Origin of the sequence: Pseudoduganella sp. R-32 (assembly GCF_049913245.1) — a bacterium.
Classification (GTDB): domain Bacteria; phylum Pseudomonadota; class Gammaproteobacteria; order Burkholderiales; family Burkholderiaceae_D; genus Rugamonas.
In genome coordinates this window covers 1,613,923-1,632,752 of record NZ_CP183987.1, presented here as the reverse complement: position 1 = coordinate 1,632,752, position 18,830 = coordinate 1,613,923, and the positions used below count along the sequence as shown (strand labels likewise).

At 63.3% G+C, this 18,830-nt stretch carries 20 protein-coding genes; 8 read left to right on the top strand and 12 right to left on the bottom strand.

From position 1 onward, the window contains the following. The first annotated feature begins 6 nt into the window (after nt 1-6). From ACN9MU_RS07700 to ACN9MU_RS07670, 7 genes are all read left to right on the top strand, one after another. The gene (locus ACN9MU_RS07700) at nt 7-1,002 is read left to right on the top strand and encodes an HlyD family efflux transporter periplasmic adaptor subunit (protein WP_426344384.1); all 996 of its coding nucleotides are present in this window, start codon (nt 7-9) and stop codon (nt 1,000-1,002) included. Then, nucleotides 1,002-2,774 (top strand): ATP-binding cassette domain-containing protein, encoded by a 1,773-nt coding sequence (locus ACN9MU_RS07695; RefSeq protein WP_426344874.1) that lies wholly within the window; start codon nt 1,002-1,004, stop codon nt 2,772-2,774. Before ACN9MU_RS07700 ends, ACN9MU_RS07695 begins: the two co-directional genes overlap by 1 nt. Beyond that, complete coding sequence (locus tag ACN9MU_RS07690; protein ID WP_426344383.1) at nt 2,771-3,913, top strand: ABC transporter permease; 1,143 nt, start codon at nt 2,771-2,773, stop codon at nt 3,911-3,913. Before ACN9MU_RS07695 ends, ACN9MU_RS07690 begins: the two co-directional genes overlap by 4 nt. 2 nt (nt 3,914-3,915) lie before the next feature. Beyond that, nucleotides 3,916-5,034, top strand: coding sequence for an ABC transporter permease (locus ACN9MU_RS07685; RefSeq protein WP_426344382.1), 1,119 nt, complete (start codon nt 3,916-3,918; stop codon nt 5,032-5,034). 12 nt (nt 5,035-5,046) lie between these two features. Beyond that, nucleotides 5,047-6,504: an efflux transporter outer membrane subunit gene (locus tag ACN9MU_RS07680; RefSeq protein ID WP_426344381.1), complete on the top strand. Its 1,458-nt coding sequence runs from the start codon at nt 5,047-5,049 to the stop codon at nt 6,502-6,504. 88 nt (nt 6,505-6,592) lie between these two features. Further along, entirely contained in the window at nt 6,593-7,930 is a 1,338-nt protein-coding gene (locus ACN9MU_RS07675; RefSeq protein WP_426321486.1) for a hemolysin family protein, read from the top strand. A 1-nt stretch (nt 7,931) separates the two neighbouring features. Beyond that, nucleotides 7,932-8,717: a substrate-binding periplasmic protein gene (locus tag ACN9MU_RS07670; RefSeq protein WP_426321484.1), complete on the top strand. Its 786-nt coding sequence runs from the start codon at nt 7,932-7,934 to the stop codon at nt 8,715-8,717. 3 nt (nt 8,718-8,720) lie between these two features. Here the strand turns inward: ACN9MU_RS07670 and ACN9MU_RS07665 are convergent, their stop codons facing one another. From ACN9MU_RS07665 to ACN9MU_RS07640, 6 genes are read right to left on the bottom strand one after another with little or no spacing between them, the layout of a single operon-like run. After that, nucleotides 8,721-9,764 carry an AI-2E family transporter gene (locus tag ACN9MU_RS07665; protein ID WP_426344380.1) on the bottom strand — a complete coding sequence of 348 codons (1,044 nt, stop codon included), beginning with the start codon at nt 9,762-9,764 and terminating at the stop codon, nt 8,721-8,723. 19 nt (nt 9,765-9,783) lie between these two features. Then, complete coding sequence (locus tag ACN9MU_RS07660; RefSeq protein WP_426344379.1) at nt 9,784-10,362, bottom strand: SCO family protein; 579 nt, start codon at nt 10,360-10,362, stop codon at nt 9,784-9,786. Between the two features lie 5 nt (nt 10,363-10,367). After that, complete coding sequence (gene cyoE, locus ACN9MU_RS07655) at nt 10,368-11,243, bottom strand: heme o synthase (RefSeq protein WP_426169218.1); 876 nt, start codon at nt 11,241-11,243, stop codon at nt 10,368-10,370. 2 nt (nt 11,244-11,245) lie between these two features. Beyond that, a complete protein-coding gene (locus ACN9MU_RS07650; RefSeq protein ID WP_426337079.1) occupies nt 11,246-12,385 on the bottom strand; it encodes a COX15/CtaA family protein in 1,140 nt (379 codons plus the stop codon). Nucleotides 12,386-12,395: 10 nt separating this feature from the next. Further along, entirely contained in the window at nt 12,396-12,947 is a 552-nt protein-coding gene (locus ACN9MU_RS07645) for an SCO family protein (RefSeq protein WP_426337628.1), read from the bottom strand. Between the two features lie 37 nt (nt 12,948-12,984). Continuing rightward, entirely contained in the window at nt 12,985-13,710 is a 726-nt protein-coding gene (locus ACN9MU_RS07640) for an SURF1 family protein (protein WP_426337078.1), read from the bottom strand. Between the two features lie 33 nt (nt 13,711-13,743). On the opposite strand from ACN9MU_RS07640, the gene ACN9MU_RS07635 reads away from it, so the two are divergent. Further along, the gene (locus ACN9MU_RS07635) at nt 13,744-13,944 is read left to right on the top strand and encodes a DUF2909 domain-containing protein (protein ID WP_155455435.1); all 201 of its coding nucleotides are present in this window, start codon (nt 13,744-13,746) and stop codon (nt 13,942-13,944) included. 86 nt (nt 13,945-14,030) lie between these two features. Here the strand turns inward: ACN9MU_RS07635 and ACN9MU_RS07630 are convergent, their stop codons facing one another. From ACN9MU_RS07630 to coxB, 6 genes are read right to left on the bottom strand one after another with little or no spacing between them, the layout of a single operon-like run. Further along, nucleotides 14,031-14,894 (bottom strand): cytochrome c oxidase subunit 3, encoded by an 864-nt coding sequence (locus ACN9MU_RS07630; RefSeq protein WP_426169209.1) that lies wholly within the window; start codon nt 14,892-14,894, stop codon nt 14,031-14,033. A gap of 28 nt (nt 14,895-14,922) precedes the next feature. Next, nucleotides 14,923-15,108: a DUF2970 domain-containing protein gene (locus ACN9MU_RS07625; RefSeq protein ID WP_426169206.1), complete on the bottom strand. Its 186-nt coding sequence runs from the start codon at nt 15,106-15,108 to the stop codon at nt 14,923-14,925. 9 nt (nt 15,109-15,117) lie between these two features. Next, a complete protein-coding gene (locus tag ACN9MU_RS07620) occupies nt 15,118-15,657 on the bottom strand; it encodes a cytochrome c oxidase assembly protein (protein WP_426337077.1) in 540 nt (179 codons plus the stop codon). A gap of 1 nt (nt 15,658) precedes the next feature. Next, nucleotides 15,659-15,775 (bottom strand): cytochrome oxidase small assembly protein, encoded by a 117-nt coding sequence (locus ACN9MU_RS07615; protein WP_229209989.1) that lies wholly within the window; start codon nt 15,773-15,775, stop codon nt 15,659-15,661. Between the two features lie 44 nt (nt 15,776-15,819). Continuing rightward, complete coding sequence (gene ctaD, locus ACN9MU_RS07610) at nt 15,820-17,418, bottom strand: cytochrome c oxidase subunit I (protein WP_426169200.1); 1,599 nt, start codon at nt 17,416-17,418, stop codon at nt 15,820-15,822. Between the two features lie 13 nt (nt 17,419-17,431). After that, a complete protein-coding gene (gene coxB / locus ACN9MU_RS07605; RefSeq protein WP_426169197.1) occupies nt 17,432-18,658 on the bottom strand; it encodes a cytochrome c oxidase subunit II in 1,227 nt (408 codons plus the stop codon). Between the last annotated feature and the right edge of the window lie 172 nt (nt 18,659-18,830).

Below are 18,830 nucleotides of genomic sequence, written 5' to 3'. Positions count from 1 at the left end.
TCTGCCATGAACAAAAAGCTTGTTGGATTTGCCATTGTCGCCGCAGCGGCCATCGCGGCAGGCGCCTGGTACTGGAGCCGTCCTGCGCCAAATGACAAGGAACTGGTCCTGTACGGGAATGTCGACCTGCGCCAGGTGGCACTCGCCTTTCCCTCCAGCGAACGGATTGCACGCGTGCTGGTGGAAGAAGGCCAGAAGGTGCGGCCGGGCCAGGTCCTGGCGGAACTCGATACGCGCGGCCTGCGTTTGCGCCTGGCGGAGGCCGAAGCCCAGGCGGCGGCCCAGCAGCAGGCGCTGGCTCGCCTCAAGGCCGGCACACGCTCCGAAGAGCTGGCGCAGGCGCGTGCCCGCACCGGCGCCGCGCAGGCGGAAGCCGATCTCGCGCGCCAGCAGCTCGAGCGCGTATTGGCCGTGCAACAGGACAGCAATGGCCGCGCCGTCAGCCAGCAGGACGTCGACGCCGCGCGCGCCCGCGCCAAATCGGCGCAAGCGGCGCTGGAACAGGCGCGCCAGGCGCAGGAGCTGGCCCAGCACGGCCCGCGCCGCGAAGATATCGCGCAAGCGCAGGCGCAACTCGATGCCGCCAATGCAGCGGTCGCGCTGCTGCAATACCAGCTTGGCGAGGCATCATTGAAGGCGCCTGTCGACGCGGTGGTGCGCGCGCGACTGATGGAGGCTGGCGACATGGCTTCGCCGCAGCGTCCTGTCTATACGCTGGCAATTGCCGACCCCAAATGGGTCCGAACCTATGTACGCGAGGCTGACCTGGGCCGTGTAAGGCCCGGCGTAGCCGCCAGCATTTCCATCGACAGCCAGCCAGGCAAGGCGCTGGCCGGCAAGGTTGGCTACATTTCCTCAGTCGCCGAGTTCACGCCGAAGAGCGTGCAGACGGAGGAGCTGCGCACGGCGCTGGTCTATGAGGTGCGCGTGCTGGCCGACGACAAGGCCGATGTGCTGCGCATGGGGATGCCGGCAACCGTGCGGATCGCAACCGGGCACTGATCGTGGATTCGGCAGTCCTCAGCGGACGCAGCCTGTCCCGCCACTTCAACGTCAAAGGCGCAGCAGCGCCTGTCGAGGCGGTGCGCGACGTGACGCTGGAGGTGGCGCCTGGCGCCTTGACTGCGCTGGTCGGGCCGGATGGCGCCGGGAAGACTACCTTGCTGCGCATGGTGGCGGGCCTGCTGGCGCCCAGCGCTGGCAACCTGTCGGTACTGGGCGTCGATGTTGCGGCGCATCCGCAGGCAGTGCAGGACCGTATCGGTTACATGCCGCAGCGCTTCGGCTTGTACGAAGACTTGAGCGTGCAGGAAAACATGGACCTGTATGCGGACCTGCATGGCGTGCCGGCGGACGTGCGGCGCGAGCGATTCGAACGGCTGCTGCACATGACCGACCTGGCGCGCTTCACGGCGCGGCCGGCGGCCAAGCTGTCCGGTGGGATGAAGCAGAAACTTGGCCTGGCTTGCACGCTGGTGCGCTTGCCGGAGTTGCTGCTGCTCGATGAGCCGACTGTCGGCGTCGATCCCTTGTCGCGGCGCGAACTGTGGGAAATCGTGCGGCAACTGGTGGAGCAAGAAGGGCTTTCCGTCATCGTCAGCACGTCCTACATGGACGAGGCGGAGCGTTGCCAGCAGGTGTTTGTCATGCATGAGGGACGTTTGCTGGCGGCCGGTGCGCCGGCTGACCTGCGTTCTCGTGCCGAGGGCTTGAGTTTTACGGCCGTGCCGCGTACTGGCGATTCGGCGCGGGCGTTGCAGGCGCGTTTGCTCGATGCGCGCGATGTCGTGGTCGATGCCGTGCCGGAGGGTGGGCACGTGAGGTTCATCCGGCGGGCGGAGGCTTCGGATGGCGCGGTCGCGCAACTGCTTGACGGCTTGCCAGTCAACCCCGTTCCCGCACGGCTGGAAGATGGATTCATGATGCTGCTGCGCGCGGCCCCGCCACCGCCCACCTCGCCCACCTCGCCCGCCCTCACGCCCCCTGCAGCAAGCAAGCCCGCGCCAGCCGCCAGCCCTGAGGGCGGCGCGGATTCGATGATCGAGGTGCGCGACCTGGTGCGGAAGTTTGGCGACTTCACCGCCGTGGCGAGCACCAGCTTCAGGGTCGCGCGCGGCGAGATCTTTGGTTTGCTGGGCCCTAACGGCGCCGGCAAGACCACCACCTTCCGCATGTTGTGCGGACTGCTTCCTGCCAGCTCCGGCTTCCTGCAGGTGGCAGGCGTCAACCTGCGCCACGCCCGCGCACAAGCACGCGCCAAGGTCGGCTACGTATCGCAAAGATTTGCCCTGTACGGCAACCTGACCGTTCGGGAAAACCTCGATTTCTTTGGCGGCGCCTACGGCCTGTACGGCCAGCGCCTGGAAAAGCGCACCAGCCAGGTGCTGGAAGAATTCCAGCTGCGGGGACAGGAACACATGCCCAGCGGCCAGCTGCCGGGCGGCTTCAAGCAGCGTCTCGCCATGGCCACCGGCCTGCTGCACGAGCCTGAAGTACTGTTCCTGGACGAGCCAACCAGCGGCGCCGACCCACTCGCCCGGCGCGAATTCTGGCGCCGGATCACCACTCTCTCCGAACAAGGCGTCACCGTCGTGGTGACCACCCACTTCATGGAAGAAGCCGAGTACTGCGACCGGATCGTGATCCAGGATGCAGGCAAGGTGCTCGCCATCGGCACGCCGCGCGAGGTCAGGACGCAGGCGGGCGATGCAAGCAATATGGAAGACGCCTTCATCAAGATCGTCGAAAAGAACCGTAGCGGAGGCGCACGATGAACAGCGGCTTCCGCTCCCGCCTCGCGGCATTGGTGCGCAAGGAATTCCGCCAGCTCCTGCGCGACGCTTCGAACCTGGCAATCGGCATCGCCCTGCCAATCGTGCTGATCCTGATCTTTGGCTACGGCCTGTCGCTCGACGTAAAAAATGCTCCGGTTGCCATCGTCATGGAAGACAGTTCGCCAACCGCGCAGGAAGCTGTCGCCGGCTTCAGCCTGTCGCCATCCTTCGCGCCGCTGCCCGTCACGTCAATGCATGATGCCGAGGCCTTGATGCGCGACCGCCGCGTGGACGCCATCGTTCGAATTCCCGCCACCTTCACGCGCGATGCGGCAGCAGGCAGCGCAGCCGTGCAAATCATCGTACACGGCGCGGAAGCCAACCGCGCCAGCATCATCCTGAACTATGCAAGCGGAGCATTGCAGCAATGGAGTGCCCGCCGCGCAGAACGCCTGGGCAGCGCCGCCCGCCCCGACGCCCTTCCAGCCAACGGCGCGGTACGCATCGAGCAGCGCATCTGGTACAACAGCGCCAACACCAGCACCTGGTACCTGGTACCCGGCCTGATTGTGCTGATCATGACGCTGGTGGGAGCCTTCCTCACCGCCCTGGTGATGGCACGCGAATGGGAGCGCGGCACGCTGGAAGCGCTGTTCGTCACGCCGGTGCGGCCAGTCGAAATCCTGCTGGCCAAGGTCATCCCCTACTTCTGCGTCGGGATGATGGGGCTCTTCCTGTGCCTGGCCGCCGCACGCTTCCTGTTCAAGGTGCCGATGCAGGGATCGCTGCTGGTCATCATTTTCGCCTCCATGCTGTACCTGGTCGTCGCGGTCGGCATGGGGTTGCTGATATCTTCCGCGACCAGGAACCAGTTCCTGGCCAGCCAGCTCGCCCTGGTCAGCAGCTTCATGCCTTCGCTGATGCTGTCCGGCTTCCTGTTCGACCTGCGCAATGTGCCGCTGGCGGTGCAGGTGGTCGGCCGCATCCTGCCCGCGACCTATTTCATGGAACTGGTAAAGACCCTGTTCCTGGCCGGGAATGTCTGGCCGCTGATACTGCGCAACTGCGCCATCCTCGCCGCCTACGCCGTGCTGTTGCTGGGCATCGCCCGTGCGGTCACCCGAAAGCAATTGGACTAGCCATGATCGCACTCTTCCGCCGCATTGCCGTCATCGTCCGCAAGGAATTCCTGGCCGTGCTCAAGGATCCCAAGAGCCGCTTCATCCTGCTGGTGCCCGCCATCGTGCAAAGCCTGCTGTTCGGCTACGCCGCAACCTATGACCTGACGTACGTGCCGTATGCGCTGCATGACGCCAGCCACAGCGCCGCCTCTGCCGAGCTGCTGGCCAGGCTGGATGCCAGCGGTACCTTTCGCCGCGCGCTGACTGTCGAAACGCAGGAAGCGCTGCGCGACGCCATCGACAGCGAGAAGGCCCTGCTTGCCATCATCATCCCCGTCGACTTTGAACGCCGCCTGTATGCTGGCGATGCAGCACCGCTGCAAATCGTACTGGACGGCCGCAATTCCAATACGGCCGGTTCGGCCGCAGCCTATGTCGGCGCCGTAGTCGCTGACTTCAATCGCCAGTGGCGGGAGCGGCACGGCGGCGCCCCGCCGGCATTGCGCATCGAGGCGCGCGCCTGGTTCAATCCGAACCTGGAAACCCGCTGGTATCTGATGCCGGGCATGATCGCGGCCCTGAGCATGCTGCAAACCCTGCTGCTGACCGCCCTTTCCGTAGCGCGCGAGCGCGAGCAAGGCACCTTCGACCAGTTGCTGGTGACACCGCTGACGCCGATCGACATCATGATCGGCAAGGCCCTGCCTCCCATCATGATCGGGCTGGTGCAGTCGACCCTGATCCTGCTGGTCACGCGGCTTTGGTTCGGTGTGCCGATGGCGGGCTCGCTGCTTTCGATCTACGCAGGACTGACGCTGTTCACGGTTGCCAGCGTCGGCATCGGCCTGTCGATATCTGCCGTATCACTGAACATGCAGCAAGCAATGCTGTACACCTTTGTCCTGGTGATGCCGATGATGCTGCTGTCAGGCCTCACCACGCCGGTACGCAACATGCCGCAAGTGCTGCAAGTCGCGACGATGGCAAATCCCCTGCGCTTTGCCATCGACATGGTGCAGCGGATTTATCTCGAAGGCGTCGGGCTCGGCACCTTGTGGCCGAATATGGTGCCGCTCGTGCTGATTGCCCTCATAACGCTGCCCTTGGCGGCATGGCTGTTCCGCCATCGTCTTGCTTGAACTGGAACCATCATGAAACAGATTACCGTCTCCCTGCTTTGCCTGGCGCTGGCTGCTTGTACGGTTGGGCCGGACTACCACGAACCGGCCGTGCAAGCGCCTGCTGCCTATGGAGACTGGCACGGCGGGGCTCCTGCCCTGCGCGAGACAGGCCTGGCAGCCGGCACGGCGCAATCGTTTGCCCGCTTCGACGATCCCGTATTGCGCAGCCTGCAGCAGCAAGCACTGGCCGCAAGCTTCGACGTGCAGTCGGCCGCGTTGCGCTTCGCCCAAAGCAGGATGGCACGCAACGTCGCCGCCGGCGCCCAGGGGCCGCAGCTTACCGCCCATGCCGGCGCCGCCCGGCAGCGCCAGTCGGAATCCGGCGCAGGTACGCGCATGGTCGACGCGATCGCCCCTGCCAATCGCGAGGTGCTGATCGAAAAACTCAGCGATCCCTTCGCGCTGTACCAGGCCGGCTTCGATGCCGCCTGGGAGCTGGACTTGTGGGGGCGCGTGCGGCGCAGCGTGCAGGCGGCGGATGCCGGGATGGCGGAAGCCAGCTCGATCCTGCGCGACGTGCAACTGGCGGTGCAGCTGGAAGTGGCCCGCAATTACTACGAGCTGCGCGCAGCCCAGCGCCAGCAGGAATTGCTCCAGGCCGACCTGGCCGCAGCGCGCGACCTGGCTGCGCTGGCAGCGGCCCGCCAGCGCGGCGGGCTCGCCACCGATCTCGAAGTCGAGCAACAGCGCCTGGCGCTCGCCGAACTGGAAAGCCACGCGCCGGCCCTGCTCGAGCAGGAAGCGGCAGGCGCCAACAGGCTGACCATGTTGCTTGCCAAGCCGCCCGGCGCGCTTCAGGAGCAACTTGCAGCGCAGCAGGGCGCGCCGGCGCCAGACGGCCCTGACCTTGCACTTGGCGTGCCGGGAGAGGTCATCCGGCATCGCCCGGACATCCAGGCGGCAGAGGCCCGCCTGCAGGCGGCAACGGCGAGGATCGGCGTGGCAGTCGCCGACCTTTATCCGCGCATCACGCTTGGCCTCTCACTCGGCTTCGAATCAGTCGATGCCGGCAAGTTCGGCGACTGGGGCAGCCGCCAATGGTCGCTCGGACCGAGCCTGCAACTGCCGGTCTTCGAGAATGGGCGGCGCCGCGCGACCGTCGAGCTGCGCAAGCTGGAAGAGCAGGAAGCCGCCATCAGTTTCCAGAAAACCGTCCTGAAAGCCTGGCATGAAATGGATGACGCCCTGTCCGCCTACGCCGCCGCGCGCCAGCGCCGGCAAGCTCTCGCCGTCCGGGAAGCCAGCGCCCGCTCCGCGCTGGAACTGGCGGCAACGCGCGCGCGGCGCGGCATGAGCGACGAGCAGCCGGTACTGCAAGCGCAGCGCGCCCTGCTGGCCATCCAGCGCGAGCGCGCCGCCAACGACAGCGAGCTGGCCATGCGCCTGCTGGCCATTTGCAAGGCCAGCGGCCTGGCTCCGCAGCCTTAGCTTTCCGTCAAGAAATTATCACAATTGCGCGAGCTATGCCCCGGGTCGGATAAGATAGAGGTTTTCGACTCTCCGCCTTAGGGCGCATATGGACAACCTTTTACTAGTCATTTTCGCACTCTTCCTCGTAGCACTGAACGGCTTCTACGTCGCCGCTGAATTCAGCATCGTCACCCTGCGCCGCACCCGCGTGCGTGCCATCGAAAAGACCCAGGGCCTGCGTGGCCGCATCCTTGCCAAGGTCCACGGCCAGCTCGATGCCTACCTGTCCGCCTGCCAATTGGGCATCACCCTTGCCTCGCTCGGCCTGGGATGGATCGGCGAGCCAGCCTTTGCCCGCCTGCTGGAACCCCTGCTCACTTTCATCGGCATCACCTCGCCGGAAATCGTGCACGGCATTTCCTTCGTGTTCGCCTTCGTCACCATCTCCTTCCTGCACATCGTGGTGGGCGAGCTGGCGCCGAAATCGCTGGCGATCCGCATTCCCGAAGCGGTCGCGCTGTGGAGCGCCATTCCGCTGTACGCCTTCTACTGGACCATGTACCCGGCCATCTGGCTGCTCAACCAGAGCGCCAACGCGGTGCTGCGCCTGGCCGGGCTTGGCAATGCCGGCGGCCACGAGTCGCACTACTCGACCGACGAACTGAAGCTGATCCTGCGCACCAGCCAGCCCGGCGAATCCTTCAACAAGGACGAACGCAACATCCTGGCCAACTCGCTGGACTTCTCGCAACTGAGCGTGGCCGACCTGATGCGCCCGATCAATGAGGTGATTGCGCTGCACGCCGACCGTTCGATCGACGAGAACCTCGACACCGTTGTGCGCAACCGTTTCAGCCGCTACCCTTACTTCGACGAAGAAGGCGACGCGGTGCTGGGCGTGGTGCACCTGAAAGACCTGTTCTTCGCCCTGCAGTCGCGCAAGGAACTGAAAAACCTGGCAGGCTTCCTGCGTCCGGTGGAGACCATCTCGGCCCGTACCCCGGCGCTGGAACTGTTCCGCCGCTTCAAGGATGGCGCGCCGCACTTCGCCCTGATCGGCGAAAAGGGCAAGCGCCCGGTGGGCTTCCTCACGCTGGATAACCTGCTGGGCGCCATGGTCGGAGAGATCCACGACGAGTTCCGCCTCAACGAAAACGACTGGCTGTCGCAGCCGGACGGCTCCCTGATCGGCAAGGCAAGCCTGCCCATCTTCTCCCTGGAGCGCATCCTCGGCGTCGACATCGAGAACGAAGAAATGGGCCTGGATGAAGTGGAATCGGTCGGTGGCCTGATCATGCTGAAGCTCGGCGACATTCCGAAACAGGGCCAACGCGTCGAATTCGATGCCTTCGACCTGGTCGTGAAAAAGATGAACGGCCCGCGTATACTGTTGGTAAAGGTAATCCCGCGCAACTTGCCGCCCGATTCCGACGAACAGGATTGATATGCTTGTGCGCAGTATGCTGCTGGCCGTCGCGGCCTGCCTTGCCGGCAGCGCCGCAGCGGCATCCTGTGGTCCCTACACGGTCGCCATGTACGAACACGGCGCCCTGTACTACCGCATCGGCGAGCAGTGGGCCGGCATCGACAAGGATATCGTCGACGAACTGGCGCGCCGTACCGGTTGCGAACTGCGCATGACGCGCGATTCGCGCATCCGCATCTGGACCATGCTGAAAGACGGCACGCTGGACATGACCATGTCCGGCATTTCCACGCCCGAACGCGAAGGCTTTGCGCGCTTCACGCCCTATCTGCAATCGCGCAATATGCTCCTGCTGCGCAACGAGGTGGCGCGGCATGCCGCCACGCTCGAACAGTTCGCCGGGCAGCCGGATCTGAAGATCGCCGTGATCAAGGGATTCCGGCACGGCGCCACCTATGATGCCTGGCTGGACCGCCTGCGCAAGCAGGGCCGCGTGTATGACACGCCCGACTACACCACGCTGCTGCGGCTCTTCCAGTATGGCCGCGTGCACGCCATCCTCCAGCTGAGCAGCAATGTCGACGCCTTGCATCGCGATCCGCAGTTGCGCGGACAGTTCCGCGTACTGGACCTGGTGCCGCGCGAGAACGTACAGGGTTCGCTGGTCATTTCCCGCCTGGTTGCCGATACCTCGGCCAGCAGGATCGAACAGGCGCTGCGCGCCATGCGCGAAGACGGCACCGTCAAGACGATCATGGAACGGCATACCAGCCCCGAACGGGCGCTGGCCATGCTGGTGCGCTAGCGCTCAAACGACTGGCTTGATCTTGGTCCAGTTCCTGAGCAGGCCAAGCGCCACGGCCAGCAGGGTCGGGCCGATGAACAGGCCGACGAAGCCGAAGGCGAGCACGCCCCCCATCACGCCAAGCAGCACCAGCGCGAACGGCAGGCTGGAACCGCGCGAGATCAGGATCGGCTTGACCACGTTGTCCACGCCGCTGATGACGACCGTGCCGTAAATCAGCATGAAGATGCCCCAGCCAGTCATTCCCTGCGAGAACAGCCAGATCGCCGCACCGCCCCAGATCAGCGGCGGGCCCACCGGCACCAGCGAGAAGACGAAGGTGGCTACCGACAGCAGGGCCACCGCGGGCACCCTCGCAATCAGGAAACCCACCGCCGCTACGGCTGCCTGCGCCAGCGCGGTGCCAAGCATGCCGTACATCACGCCGGTGACGGTACGGCTGACAGTCTCCGCGACTTCGACCGCATGTTCGCCCATGATCTTGTCCATGCCCACTTCCAGCGCGGCCACGATGTTATGGCCGTCGCGGTACAGGAAGAACGAGACAAAGGCGGCCAGGCTGACCTGCGCCACGCCGGCGCCCAGCACAATGCCGCTATTGAGCAGGATGTTGCGGGCCGGTTCCACGTACTTCTTGGCCACGGCCAGCAGCTCCTCCTTGCTGCTCAGGATCTGGCGCAGGTAGGAATCGACCGACTCGCCCACCAGGGGCAGCTGGCGCAGCCACGCTGGCGGCTCGAAGCCGCCAGCATCGAGCGCATCGCGCGCACCGCGGTAGAAGTGGGTGACGCTGTCGGCGATATTCCATGTCACCAGCGACAGCGGCAGGACGATGATCAATACCAGCGACACCGTCATTACTGCAGCCGCAAGCGTGCGCCGGCCCTTCAGGCGGGCCAGCAGGCGTTGGTAAAGAGGCCAGGAAGAAATCGCAATGGCGGCGGCAAACAGGATGCCGGCCAGGAAGGGGCGAAGGACGTAAAGGCAACCAATGACGAGGAAGACAATGGCTGCCAGGCGGCTATAGGGCTGAAATCGTTGTTCCATGCCCTTAGCTTAGCAGGAATCAGTTGACGACGAGAAGCTTCAGGTCGTGCACGATAGGCGCCGGTCCGCCGCCATGGCGCAGGAACAGGCGCAGCTTGCCGCTCTTGTCGAACACATAGCTGCCGGCCGTGTGGTCGATGGTGTAGCTGTCAGGCGTCTTGCCAGGCACCTTCTGGTAGAACACCTTGAACTCTCTGGCGGTGGCGGCGACCTGCTCCGGTGTGCCGTACAGGCCCACGAAGCGCGAGTCGAAGCCCGGCACGTATTGCGACAGCAGTTCCTTGGTGTCGCGTTCAGGGTCGAGAGTGGCGAACAGCACCTGCACCTTGTCGGCGTCCGGGCCCAGCTCCTTCATCACGGCCGACATTTCAGCCATGGTGGTCGGGCACACGTCCGGGCAATGGGTAAAGCCGAAGAACAGCACCACCACCTTGCCCTTGTAAGAGTCCAGCGTCACCGGCTTGCCGGTGTGGTCATTCAGCGAAAAGCCCTTGCCGTAGTCGAGGCCGGTCAAGTCGGTGTTTTCGAATTTGAGCTGCTTCTCGCCGCAGGCAGCCAGCGCCAGCAGCATGAACAGCGCCGCAAACAGTTTTTTCATAGGACTCAGAACTTGAAGTAGTGGTCGACCAGCAGTGCCGCGAACAGCAACGACAGGTAGATGATGGACCAGGTAAATGCCTTGCGCGCCACGATGTCGCTGTAGTGTTTGTAGATGCGCCAGCCGTAGTACAAGAATACCGCGTTCAGGGCAATTGCGCTGAACAGGTAAATCAGGCCGCTCATTTTCACGGCGAATGGCAGCAGCGTGGTGGCAGCCAGGATGATCGAATACAGCCAGACGTGGAAGGCGGTGAAGCCCATGCCGTGGGTGACCGGCAGCATCGGCAGGCCGGAACGCTCGTAGTCGGCCTTGCGGTACATCGCCAGCGCCCAGAAGTGCGGCGGGGTCCAGACGAAGATGATCAGCACCAGCAGCCAGGCTTGCATTGGCACGTCGTTGGCAATGGCAGCCCAGCCGAGGGCAGGAGGCATGGCGCCGGACAGTCCGCCGATCACGATGTTCTGCGGCGTGGCCGGCTTCAGGATCATGGTGTAGATCACGGCGTAGCCGACGAAGGTGACAAAGGTCAGCCACATGGTCAGCGGGTTGACCAACTGGTGCAGGATCCACATGCCGGCGCCGCCGATGACGGCGGCAAACACCACGGTCTGCATGACGGTAATCTCGCCCATCGCCATCGGACGGCGTGCGGTGCGCGCCATGCGTGCATCGATTTCGCGCTCGGCCAGGCAGTTGACGGCAAACGCAGCACCGGACAGCAGCCAGATGCCGGCAGTCGCCGCAATCACCACGCGCCAGTCAGGCATGCCTTCGGAGGCCAGGAACATGCCGATGACGGCGCAAAACACCGCCAGCTGCGTCACGCGCGGCTTGGTCAGGGCCCAGTACTGGCCCATGCGGGAGGTCGAGGATTTCATTGTTATTGGTAGGCGGGGGCAGCCAGGTACTTAGCCCTGTAGTTTATCATGGTCAGCAACAGCACCAGGGCTGCCGCACCGGCGTTATGGATCACGGCAATGGCCAGCGGGAAGTTGAAATAGATGGTCGCGACCCCGGTAAATGCCTGCAGGACCAGCACCGCCGCCATCCAGCGCGCATGCTTGCCCAGGCCCTCGACGCGCCATGCCTGCCAGGCGGTCACGCCGAGCACCAGCACCACCACGGCGGCGAAGTTGCGATGCACCCAGTGGATCGCGGTCAGCGCCTCGAATGGCAGGTAGTGGCCGGCGGCAGTCTTGCCCAGCTCACGCCACAGGTGGAATCCGTGCTCGAAGTCCATCGGCGGCACCCAGGCCCCGGCGCAAGTCGGGAATTCGGTGCAGGCCAGCGTGGCGTAGTTGGAACTGACCCAGGCGCCCAGCGCCAGCTGCGCCAGCAGCACCACGCCGGATAGCGCAGCCAGCAGGCGGATGCGGCCCAGGCGCGCCGCCTGCGAACCAGCCGCGCGCGGCAGCGGCGCATGCAGCTGGTCCTCGCGGCCGCCGAACCAGGCCAGCAGGGCCAGCAGCGACATGCCCAGCACCAGGTGGCCGGTCACGAAGATCGGCTGCAGCTTCTGCGTCACGGTCCAGGCGCCGAACGCGCCTTGCAGCAGGATGAAGAAGAACAGGAAAGTCGGGTAGCCCGGCGGAATGCGGCGCGCCATGCCGGCACCGGCGCCGGCGCGGCCCCTGCCCGTCGAGCGCCACCACGCCACGCCCATCATGGCCACGATCAGGACGCCGATGCCCATGGCCAGGTAGCGATGGATCATCTCGATCCAGGCCTTCATCATGGTGACCGGGCCGGTCGGCATCAGCGCTTCGGCGGCACGGATCTGTTCATGCGCGATGAAAGGATTGGCTTCGCCGTAGCAGCCCGGCCAGTCCGGGCAGCCCAGGCCCGAATCGGTCAGGCGCGTGAAGGCGCCGAACACGATCAGGTCGAAGGTCAGGAAGACCGCGATCCAGACCAGCTTGCGGTATTTATTGGTGTCCTTCGAAATCCAGACGATGGACAGCGGCAGCGAGGCGACGACCAGCGCCGTAATCGCCATATGGGCAAAGGAATTGTGGTCCATTGCGCCCGCCTTAGCCGATGGCCGAAGCCTTGAGTACCTTGGCCAGGTCCTTCTTCACCTTGGCCGGATCGGCGTTCTTCGGGAAGCGCATCATCAGGTGGCCCATCGGGTCGATCAGGTAGATGTGCTCTTCCACCTTGCCGCCCTTTTCCAGCGGCAGCCACTTGGCCACCGCGTCGGCCGGCGCACGCAGGAAGCGGGTGCCGTCGTTCACGCGCAGCATGAAGGTTTCCAGCGGCTCGCTATCGGTGATCAGCCACACGCGCTCGATGCGGTCCGCTTCCTTGCCCTGCATGGTCCGCAGCTGGCGCATCATGAACAGCATGTCCTGGCATTTCTGGTCGCAGGCAGAGCCGCCCACCTTGACCATCAGCCACTTGCCCTTGAAGTCTTCCAACGTTTGCGGCTTGCCATCGACCGTGGTGCTGGCCATGGCCGGGATCGGGTGCTGGCGCGGGTCGAGCAGGTCGCCGTAGTTGGTGCGCCCTTCGGGCTTGATGAAGTAATAGGTGACATAGGAAGCAAGGATCGGTGCGGCGCACACCAGCAGCACCGCGAACATGCTCCAGCGGCCACGGCGGCGCTGGTTCTCGTCTTGTTTAGCGTTTTCCACTTTTTCTCAATCCGGTGAATACAAAGAAAAGACCTGCCATTGCCGCCAGTGCGTACCACTGGAAGGCGTAACCTTTATGCTTGTCCGCGCCCATCGCCGGTGCGGGCCAGTCGCGCTGCAGCGCTTCGGCGGTGCCGGTCGCGCCATCCGGCGACGATTGCTCGACCACCAGCGGCTGGAATCTCCAGCCCGTCGCTGCGGCCAGCGCCGCCGCATCGGCATTCTGCACGATCGCTCCCGGCGCAAGTCTGGGCGCTTCGCCCAGTTGCATCACATGCCCTGGCGCCAGCCGGGCGATGCCTTCGACCACCACCGGGCCCGCCGGCGTTGCATACGAAGGCAGCTTGCTGCGGTCGGCCATATCGCGCGGCAGCCAGCCGCGCGCCACCAGCACGTGCATATCGCTGCCGGCCAGCCGCAACGGCATCAACAGGTAGAAGCCGGGACGCCCTGCGTGCGGGCGGTTGTCGAGGTAGACCGGCCAGCCGCTCACCCACTCGCCTTGCAGCCGCACGCGGCGGAATTCCACGTCGGCGGCAGCCACCGGAGCGGCGCCCAGGTCCAAAGGCGCGGCGGCATTGCCGGCCGCCAGGCGCGCTTCGAGCGCAAGCTTCTGGGCGGCGCGGCCATCCTGCCAGCGCCCGGCGGAAACGCCGATCGCCACCAGGACCACCGTGGCCAGGAAAGGGATCAACCGAAAGCGGAATGCCATACAATAAGGTTCCTCAGAAACCGCTCTATTACCATGAAATACTTTGTCGCCGTCGCCTTCGTGCTGATCATTGGCAGCCTGGCTTCAGCCTTCATCAGCATGATGCGCAGCAAATCGGCCAACCCGAAAATGGTGCGCGCTTTTGCGCTGCGCGTCGGTTTCTCGATCGCGCTGTTCATCACCATCCTGGTGCTGGCAAAGCTCGGCTATATTAAACCGACCGGTATCCGCTAAATGCAAAAAGCCGCATCTGCACAGAGCGCGACCTGGGGCGCGTTCTGGCCGATGCGGCTTTTTTGCGGTTAGATTATAACCGCGTCTTACATCCAGTACACGACGACGTACAGGCCCAGCCAGACAACGTCAACAAAGTGCCAGTACCAGGCCGCGCCTTCGAAGGCGAAGTGGTGTTCAGCGCTCATGTCGCCGCGGATCAGGCGGTACAGCACGACGGACAGCATGATCGCGCCCATGGTCACGTGGAAGCCGTGGAAGCCGGTCAGCATGAAGAAGGTCGAGCCGTAGATGCCCGAGGTCAGCTTCAGGTTCAGTTCGCTGTAAGCGTGCATGTATTCATAAGCCTGGAAGCCCATGAAGGTTGCGCCCAGCAGCACGGTGGCAGCCAGCCAGAAGATCGCCTTGGAGCGGTTGGCAGCCTGCAGCGCGTGGTGCGAAATGGTCAGGGTCATGCCCGAAGCCAGCAGCAGCGCGGTGTTGATGGTCGGGATCGGGAACGGGCCCATCGGGGTGTAGTTGTCCACGGTGCCTGCCGGACCCACGCCGCCATTCCAGTTGGCCGAGAAGTCAGGCCAGATCAGCTTGTGGTCCAGGTCGGCCAGCCAAGGCATGGTGATCTGGCGTGCGTAGTACAGCGCGCCGAAGAAGGCGCCGAAGAACATCACTTCGGAGAAGATGAACCAGCCCATCGACCAGCGGTAGGACACGTCGATGCGCTTGGAGTACAGGCCCTTCTCGGACTCTGAGATGGCGTCGCCGAACCAGAAGTACAGCACGGCCAGGGTCATGACGATGCCGATGTTATTGACGATCATGCCCCATGGTGCGTCGTTGACCCATGCGGATGCGCCAATCATGGTCACCAGCAGGGAAATACCTGCCAGCATCGGCCACTTGGAAGGACCAGGCACGAAGTAGTACGGTGCCGCGGCGTTATTAGAGCTCATCTTGTTCTCCCTAAAATCCTGCAATAATTTACTTTGAAACCACGAGTTTTACGATCGAAACCAGCAAGCCGATGAACAGGGCCGCGCCCAGCAATCCGGCGACGATGACGTGGACCGGCTTGATCTTCTCCTGGTCCTGGTCAAAATCGCTTTTGCGGCGCAGGCCGAAGAACGACCAGATCACTGCTTTCATCGAATACAAAAACGATCCCATCTGCCTTCCTTAATTGGCTGCGGTCTGGTTGCCCAGGCCGCCCGCCTCGATAAAGGTGTACGACAGGGTGACGGTCTTCACGCTCTTCGGCACCGCCGGATCGATGAAGAACACCACCGGCATCTGCCGCGCCTCCTTCGGTTTCAGCGTCTGCTCCTTGAAGCAGAAGCATTCCACCTTCTTGAAGTGCGGCGTCACTTCCATCGGCGTGTAGCTCGGGACGGCTTGCGCCTTCACCGTGCGGTCCACGCTGTTGACTACCTCGTATACCACCGTCGTCATTTCGCCAGGGTGCACGGTCACGCTGTTCTGGGTGGCGCGGAAACGCAAGGTGCCCTGCACATTGCTGACCAGCTCCACCGTGATTTCACGGCTCATGTCGACCTGGCTGTTCCTGGCAACTTCCTGCGGCTTGCCATCGATCAGGTTCAGTCCCAGCACCTCGCACAGGTGCTTGTACACCGGGATCAGCGCATAGCCAAAGCCGAACATCATGACGGCAATGACCAGCAACTTGCCAAGCAGCTTCTTGTTCTCGCCGCCGCTCATTTCAGTGGTGCCCCAGCATCCATTGCTTGCCGATGACGGAAACAAAGAACACTACGGCGACCGACAACAGAATCAGGGCCAGGCGCAGGTTGCTATTCGGCTTCTTCGGGTCAGACATGGTACTTCCTATAGGGGACGGGCTGGCCCGTCCCCGAAAAGCGATTACTTGACAGTCGGCGGTACTTCGAAGGTGTGGAACGGCGCCGGCGACGGCACGGTCCACTCCAGGCCTTCAGCGCCATCCCATGGCTTGGCTTCCGCCTGCTTGCCGCCACGGATGGTCGGCAGCACCACGAAGAACAGGAAGAACACCTGGCTCAGGCCGAAACCGAAAGCACCGATCGAAGCGATCGAGTTGAAGTCGGTGAACTGCGCCTGATAGTCGGCGTAGCGGCGTGGCATGCCGGCCAGGCCCAGGAAGTGCATCGGGAAGAAGGTCACGTTGAAGGTGATCAGCGACAGCCAGAAGTGGGCCTTGCCCATCGTCTCGTTGTACATGTGGCCGGTCCACTTCGGTACCCAGTAGTAGAAGCCTGCGAACAGCGCAAACAGCGAACCTGCCACCAGCACGTAGTGGAAGTGCGCCACCACGTAGTAGGTATCCTGCAGCTGGATGTCGACCGGGGTCACTGCCAGCATCAGGCCGGTGAAGCCGCCCATGGTGAACACGAAGATGAAGCCGACCGAGAACAGCATCGGGGTTTCAAAGGTCATCGAGCCTTTCCACATGGTCGCGATCCAGTTGAAGACCTTCACGCCGGTCGGCACGGAGATCAGCATGGTGGCGTACATGAAGAACAGCTGCGAGGTCACCGGCATGCCGGTGGTGAACATGTGGTGGGCCCAGACGATGAACGACAGGATCGCGATGGACGCGGTGGCGTACACCATCGAAGCGTAGCCGAACAGCTGCTTGCGGGCGAAGGCCGGGATGATCTGCGACACGATGCCGAAGGCCGGCAGGATCATGATGTACACCTCTGGGTGACCGAAGAACCAGAAGATGTGCTGGTACATGACCGGGTCACCGCCGCCGGCGGCGTTGAAGAAGGAGGTGCCGAAGTGACGGTCGGTCAGGGTCATGGTGATGGCGCCTGCCAGGACCGGCATCACGGCGATCAGCAGGTAGGCGGTGATCAGCCAGGTCCAGCAGAACATCGGCATCTTCATCAGGGTCATGCCAGGAGCGCGCATGTTCAGGATGGTGACGATGATGTTGATGGAACCCATGATCGACGACGCGCCCATGATGTGCATGGCGAAGATACCCATGTCCATGCCGATGCCCATCTGGGTCGACAGCGGAGCGTACAGGGTCCAGCCGGCAGCGGTCGCGCCGCCAGGCACGAAGAACGAGCCGGCCAGCAGGATCGCCGCAGGAGGCAGCAACCAGAACGAGAAGTTGTTCATGCGGGCGAACGCCATGTCGGATGCGCCGATCTGCAGCGGGATCATCCAGTTGGCGAAGCCGACGAAGGCCGGCATGATGGCGCCGAACACCATCACCAGGCCGTGCATGGTGGTCAGCTGGTTGAAGAATTCAGGCTGGAAGAACTGCAGGCCAGGCTTGAACAGTTCGGTACGGATCATCAGCGCCAGCACGCCGCCGGACAGCAGCATGATGAACGAGAACCACATGTACAGGGTACCGATGTCCTTGTGGTTGGTCGCGAACAGCCAACGGCTCAGGCCGTGTGGGTGATCGTGTGCGTGATCGTGGTCGCCGTGGGCGTGATCGTGTGCGTGATCGATAGTGCTCATGTAATGCTCCTAATTACTTGGCGCGAGCAGCCACAACTTCGGCTGGCTGAACGATGTTTTCCGCTGGCTTATTCGACCAGTTGTTGCGGGTGTAGGTGATGACAGCCGCGATATCGGTATCCGACAGTTGCTTCCATGCCGGCATTTCGGATGGGTACTTGCCCGATTTCTTACCGTGCAGCAGCACATTGATCTGTTCGGCTTTCGGGCCGTTCACCACTTCGGAGCCGTCCAGTGGCGCGAAGGCACCCGGCACGCCCTTGCCGTTTGCCTGGTGGCAGACTGCGCAATTAGCGGTGTAGACTTTTTCGCCCTTGGTCTTCAATTCGTCGATGGTCCAGGTCTTGTTCGGATCGTCTGCCAGGGCAGCCATTTCCTTCTTCTTGCCGTTGACCCAGGCGGTGTACTCTTCGGCGGTCACGACCTTGACCACGATCGGCATGAAGGCGTGCTCTTTACCGCACAGCTCGGCGCAGTTGCCGCGGAAGGTGCCGGTGTATTCAGCCTTGAACCAGGTGTCGCGCACGAAGCCTGGGATCGCATCCTGCTTGACGCCGAATGCCGGGATCATCCAGGCGTGGATCACGTCGTTGGCGGTGGTGACGATGCGGACCTTCTTGCCGACCGGGACCACGACTTCGTTGTCCACTTCCATCAGGTAGTTTTCGTTGCGCTTGCCGGTGAATTCTTCACCAGGGTTGCCCACTTGCGAGCGCGGGGTCGACAGGTTGGAGATGAAGGAGATGCCTTCGCCTTCGCCCTTCAGGTAGTCATAGCCCCATTTCCACTGCATGCCGGTGGCTTTGATGGTGATGTCGGCGTTGGAGGTGTCTTTCATCGCAACCACGGTCTTGGTTGCTGGCAGTGCCATGCCGATAACGATCAGGAAAGGCACGACGGTCCAGGCGATTTCAACGGCGGTGGATTCGTGGAAGGTGGCGGCTTTGTGGCCGACCGACTTGCGGTGCTTGAAGATCGAGTAGAACATCACGCCGAACACGGCGACGAAGATGACCATAATGATGACCATCATCATGGTGTGCAGGTCATAGATGTTTTCAGCGATCTTTGTTGCAGGAGCCTGCAGGTTCAACTGATGGACCATCGGACCGCCGGTGCCACCGGTCTTTGCCGTGTAGTCGCCGGCCGCTGTCGCCGCAGGCTCTGCCCACGCCGGCATTGCTGCGGCGGTAACGGCCAAGCCGAGCATCAACGATTGAAGTCGCTTCGCAAGTTTCATGTTTTCCCCAACCACCCAAAAATAAAGAAGATTTTTGTGCGCCAGGCCCGCCTAACCGCGGACCCGCCGCACGCTAAACACCTAAAGGCTCCGAGCCAAGCCAGCGCAAAATAATTCGCGACCGGACTGTGCTGGAACCTTGAAAAACACTCCCGATGACCACACATCATCG

What these genes read in the sequence shown, in the direction of transcription:
- ACN9MU_RS07665 (WP_426344380.1), bottom strand. Translation starts at nt 9,764, where the DNA reads ATGGAACAACGATTTCAGCCCTATAGCCGCCTGGCAGCCATTGTCTTC.
- ACN9MU_RS07625 (WP_426169206.1), bottom strand. Translation starts at nt 15,108, where the DNA reads ATGGGATCGTTTTTGTATTCGATGAAAGCAGTGATCTGGTCGTTCTTC.
- ACN9MU_RS07670 (WP_426321484.1), top strand. Translation starts at nt 7,932, where the DNA reads ATGCTTGTGCGCAGTATGCTGCTGGCCGTCGCGGCCTGCCTTGCCGGC.
- ACN9MU_RS07635 (WP_155455435.1), top strand. Translation starts at nt 13,744, where the DNA reads ATGAAATACTTTGTCGCCGTCGCCTTCGTGCTGATCATTGGCAGCCTG.
- ACN9MU_RS07685 (WP_426344382.1), top strand. Translation starts at nt 3,916, where the DNA reads ATGATCGCACTCTTCCGCCGCATTGCCGTCATCGTCCGCAAGGAATTC.
- ACN9MU_RS07660 (WP_426344379.1), bottom strand. Translation starts at nt 10,362, where the DNA reads ATGAAAAAACTGTTTGCGGCGCTGTTCATGCTGCTGGCGCTGGCTGCC.
- ACN9MU_RS07640 (WP_426337078.1), bottom strand. Translation starts at nt 13,710, where the DNA reads ATGGCATTCCGCTTTCGGTTGATCCCTTTCCTGGCCACGGTGGTCCTG.
- ACN9MU_RS07680 (WP_426344381.1), top strand. Translation starts at nt 5,047, where the DNA reads ATGAAACAGATTACCGTCTCCCTGCTTTGCCTGGCGCTGGCTGCTTGT.
- ACN9MU_RS07645 (WP_426337628.1), bottom strand. Translation starts at nt 12,947, where the DNA reads ATGTTCGCGGTGCTGCTGGTGTGCGCCGCACCGATCCTTGCTTCCTAT.
- ACN9MU_RS07615 (WP_229209989.1), bottom strand. Translation starts at nt 15,775, where the DNA reads ATGTCTGACCCGAAGAAGCCGAATAGCAACCTGCGCCTGGCCCTGATT.
- ACN9MU_RS07690 (WP_426344383.1), top strand. Translation starts at nt 2,771, where the DNA reads ATGAACAGCGGCTTCCGCTCCCGCCTCGCGGCATTGGTGCGCAAGGAA.
- ACN9MU_RS07620 (WP_426337077.1), bottom strand. Translation starts at nt 15,657, where the DNA reads ATGAGCGGCGGCGAGAACAAGAAGCTGCTTGGCAAGTTGCTGGTCATT.
- ACN9MU_RS07650 (WP_426337079.1), bottom strand. Translation starts at nt 12,385, where the DNA reads ATGGACCACAATTCCTTTGCCCATATGGCGATTACGGCGCTGGTCGTC.
- ACN9MU_RS07630 (WP_426169209.1), bottom strand. Translation starts at nt 14,894, where the DNA reads ATGAGCTCTAATAACGCCGCGGCACCGTACTACTTCGTGCCTGGTCCT.
- cyoE (WP_426169218.1), bottom strand. Translation starts at nt 11,243, where the DNA reads ATGAAATCCTCGACCTCCCGCATGGGCCAGTACTGGGCCCTGACCAAG.
- coxB (WP_426169197.1), bottom strand. Translation starts at nt 18,658, where the DNA reads ATGAAACTTGCGAAGCGACTTCAATCGTTGATGCTCGGCTTGGCCGTT.
- ctaD (WP_426169200.1), bottom strand. Translation starts at nt 17,418, where the DNA reads ATGAGCACTATCGATCACGCACACGATCACGCCCACGGCGACCACGAT.
- ACN9MU_RS07700 (WP_426344384.1), top strand. Translation starts at nt 7, where the DNA reads ATGAACAAAAAGCTTGTTGGATTTGCCATTGTCGCCGCAGCGGCCATC.
- ACN9MU_RS07675 (WP_426321486.1), top strand. Translation starts at nt 6,593, where the DNA reads ATGGACAACCTTTTACTAGTCATTTTCGCACTCTTCCTCGTAGCACTG.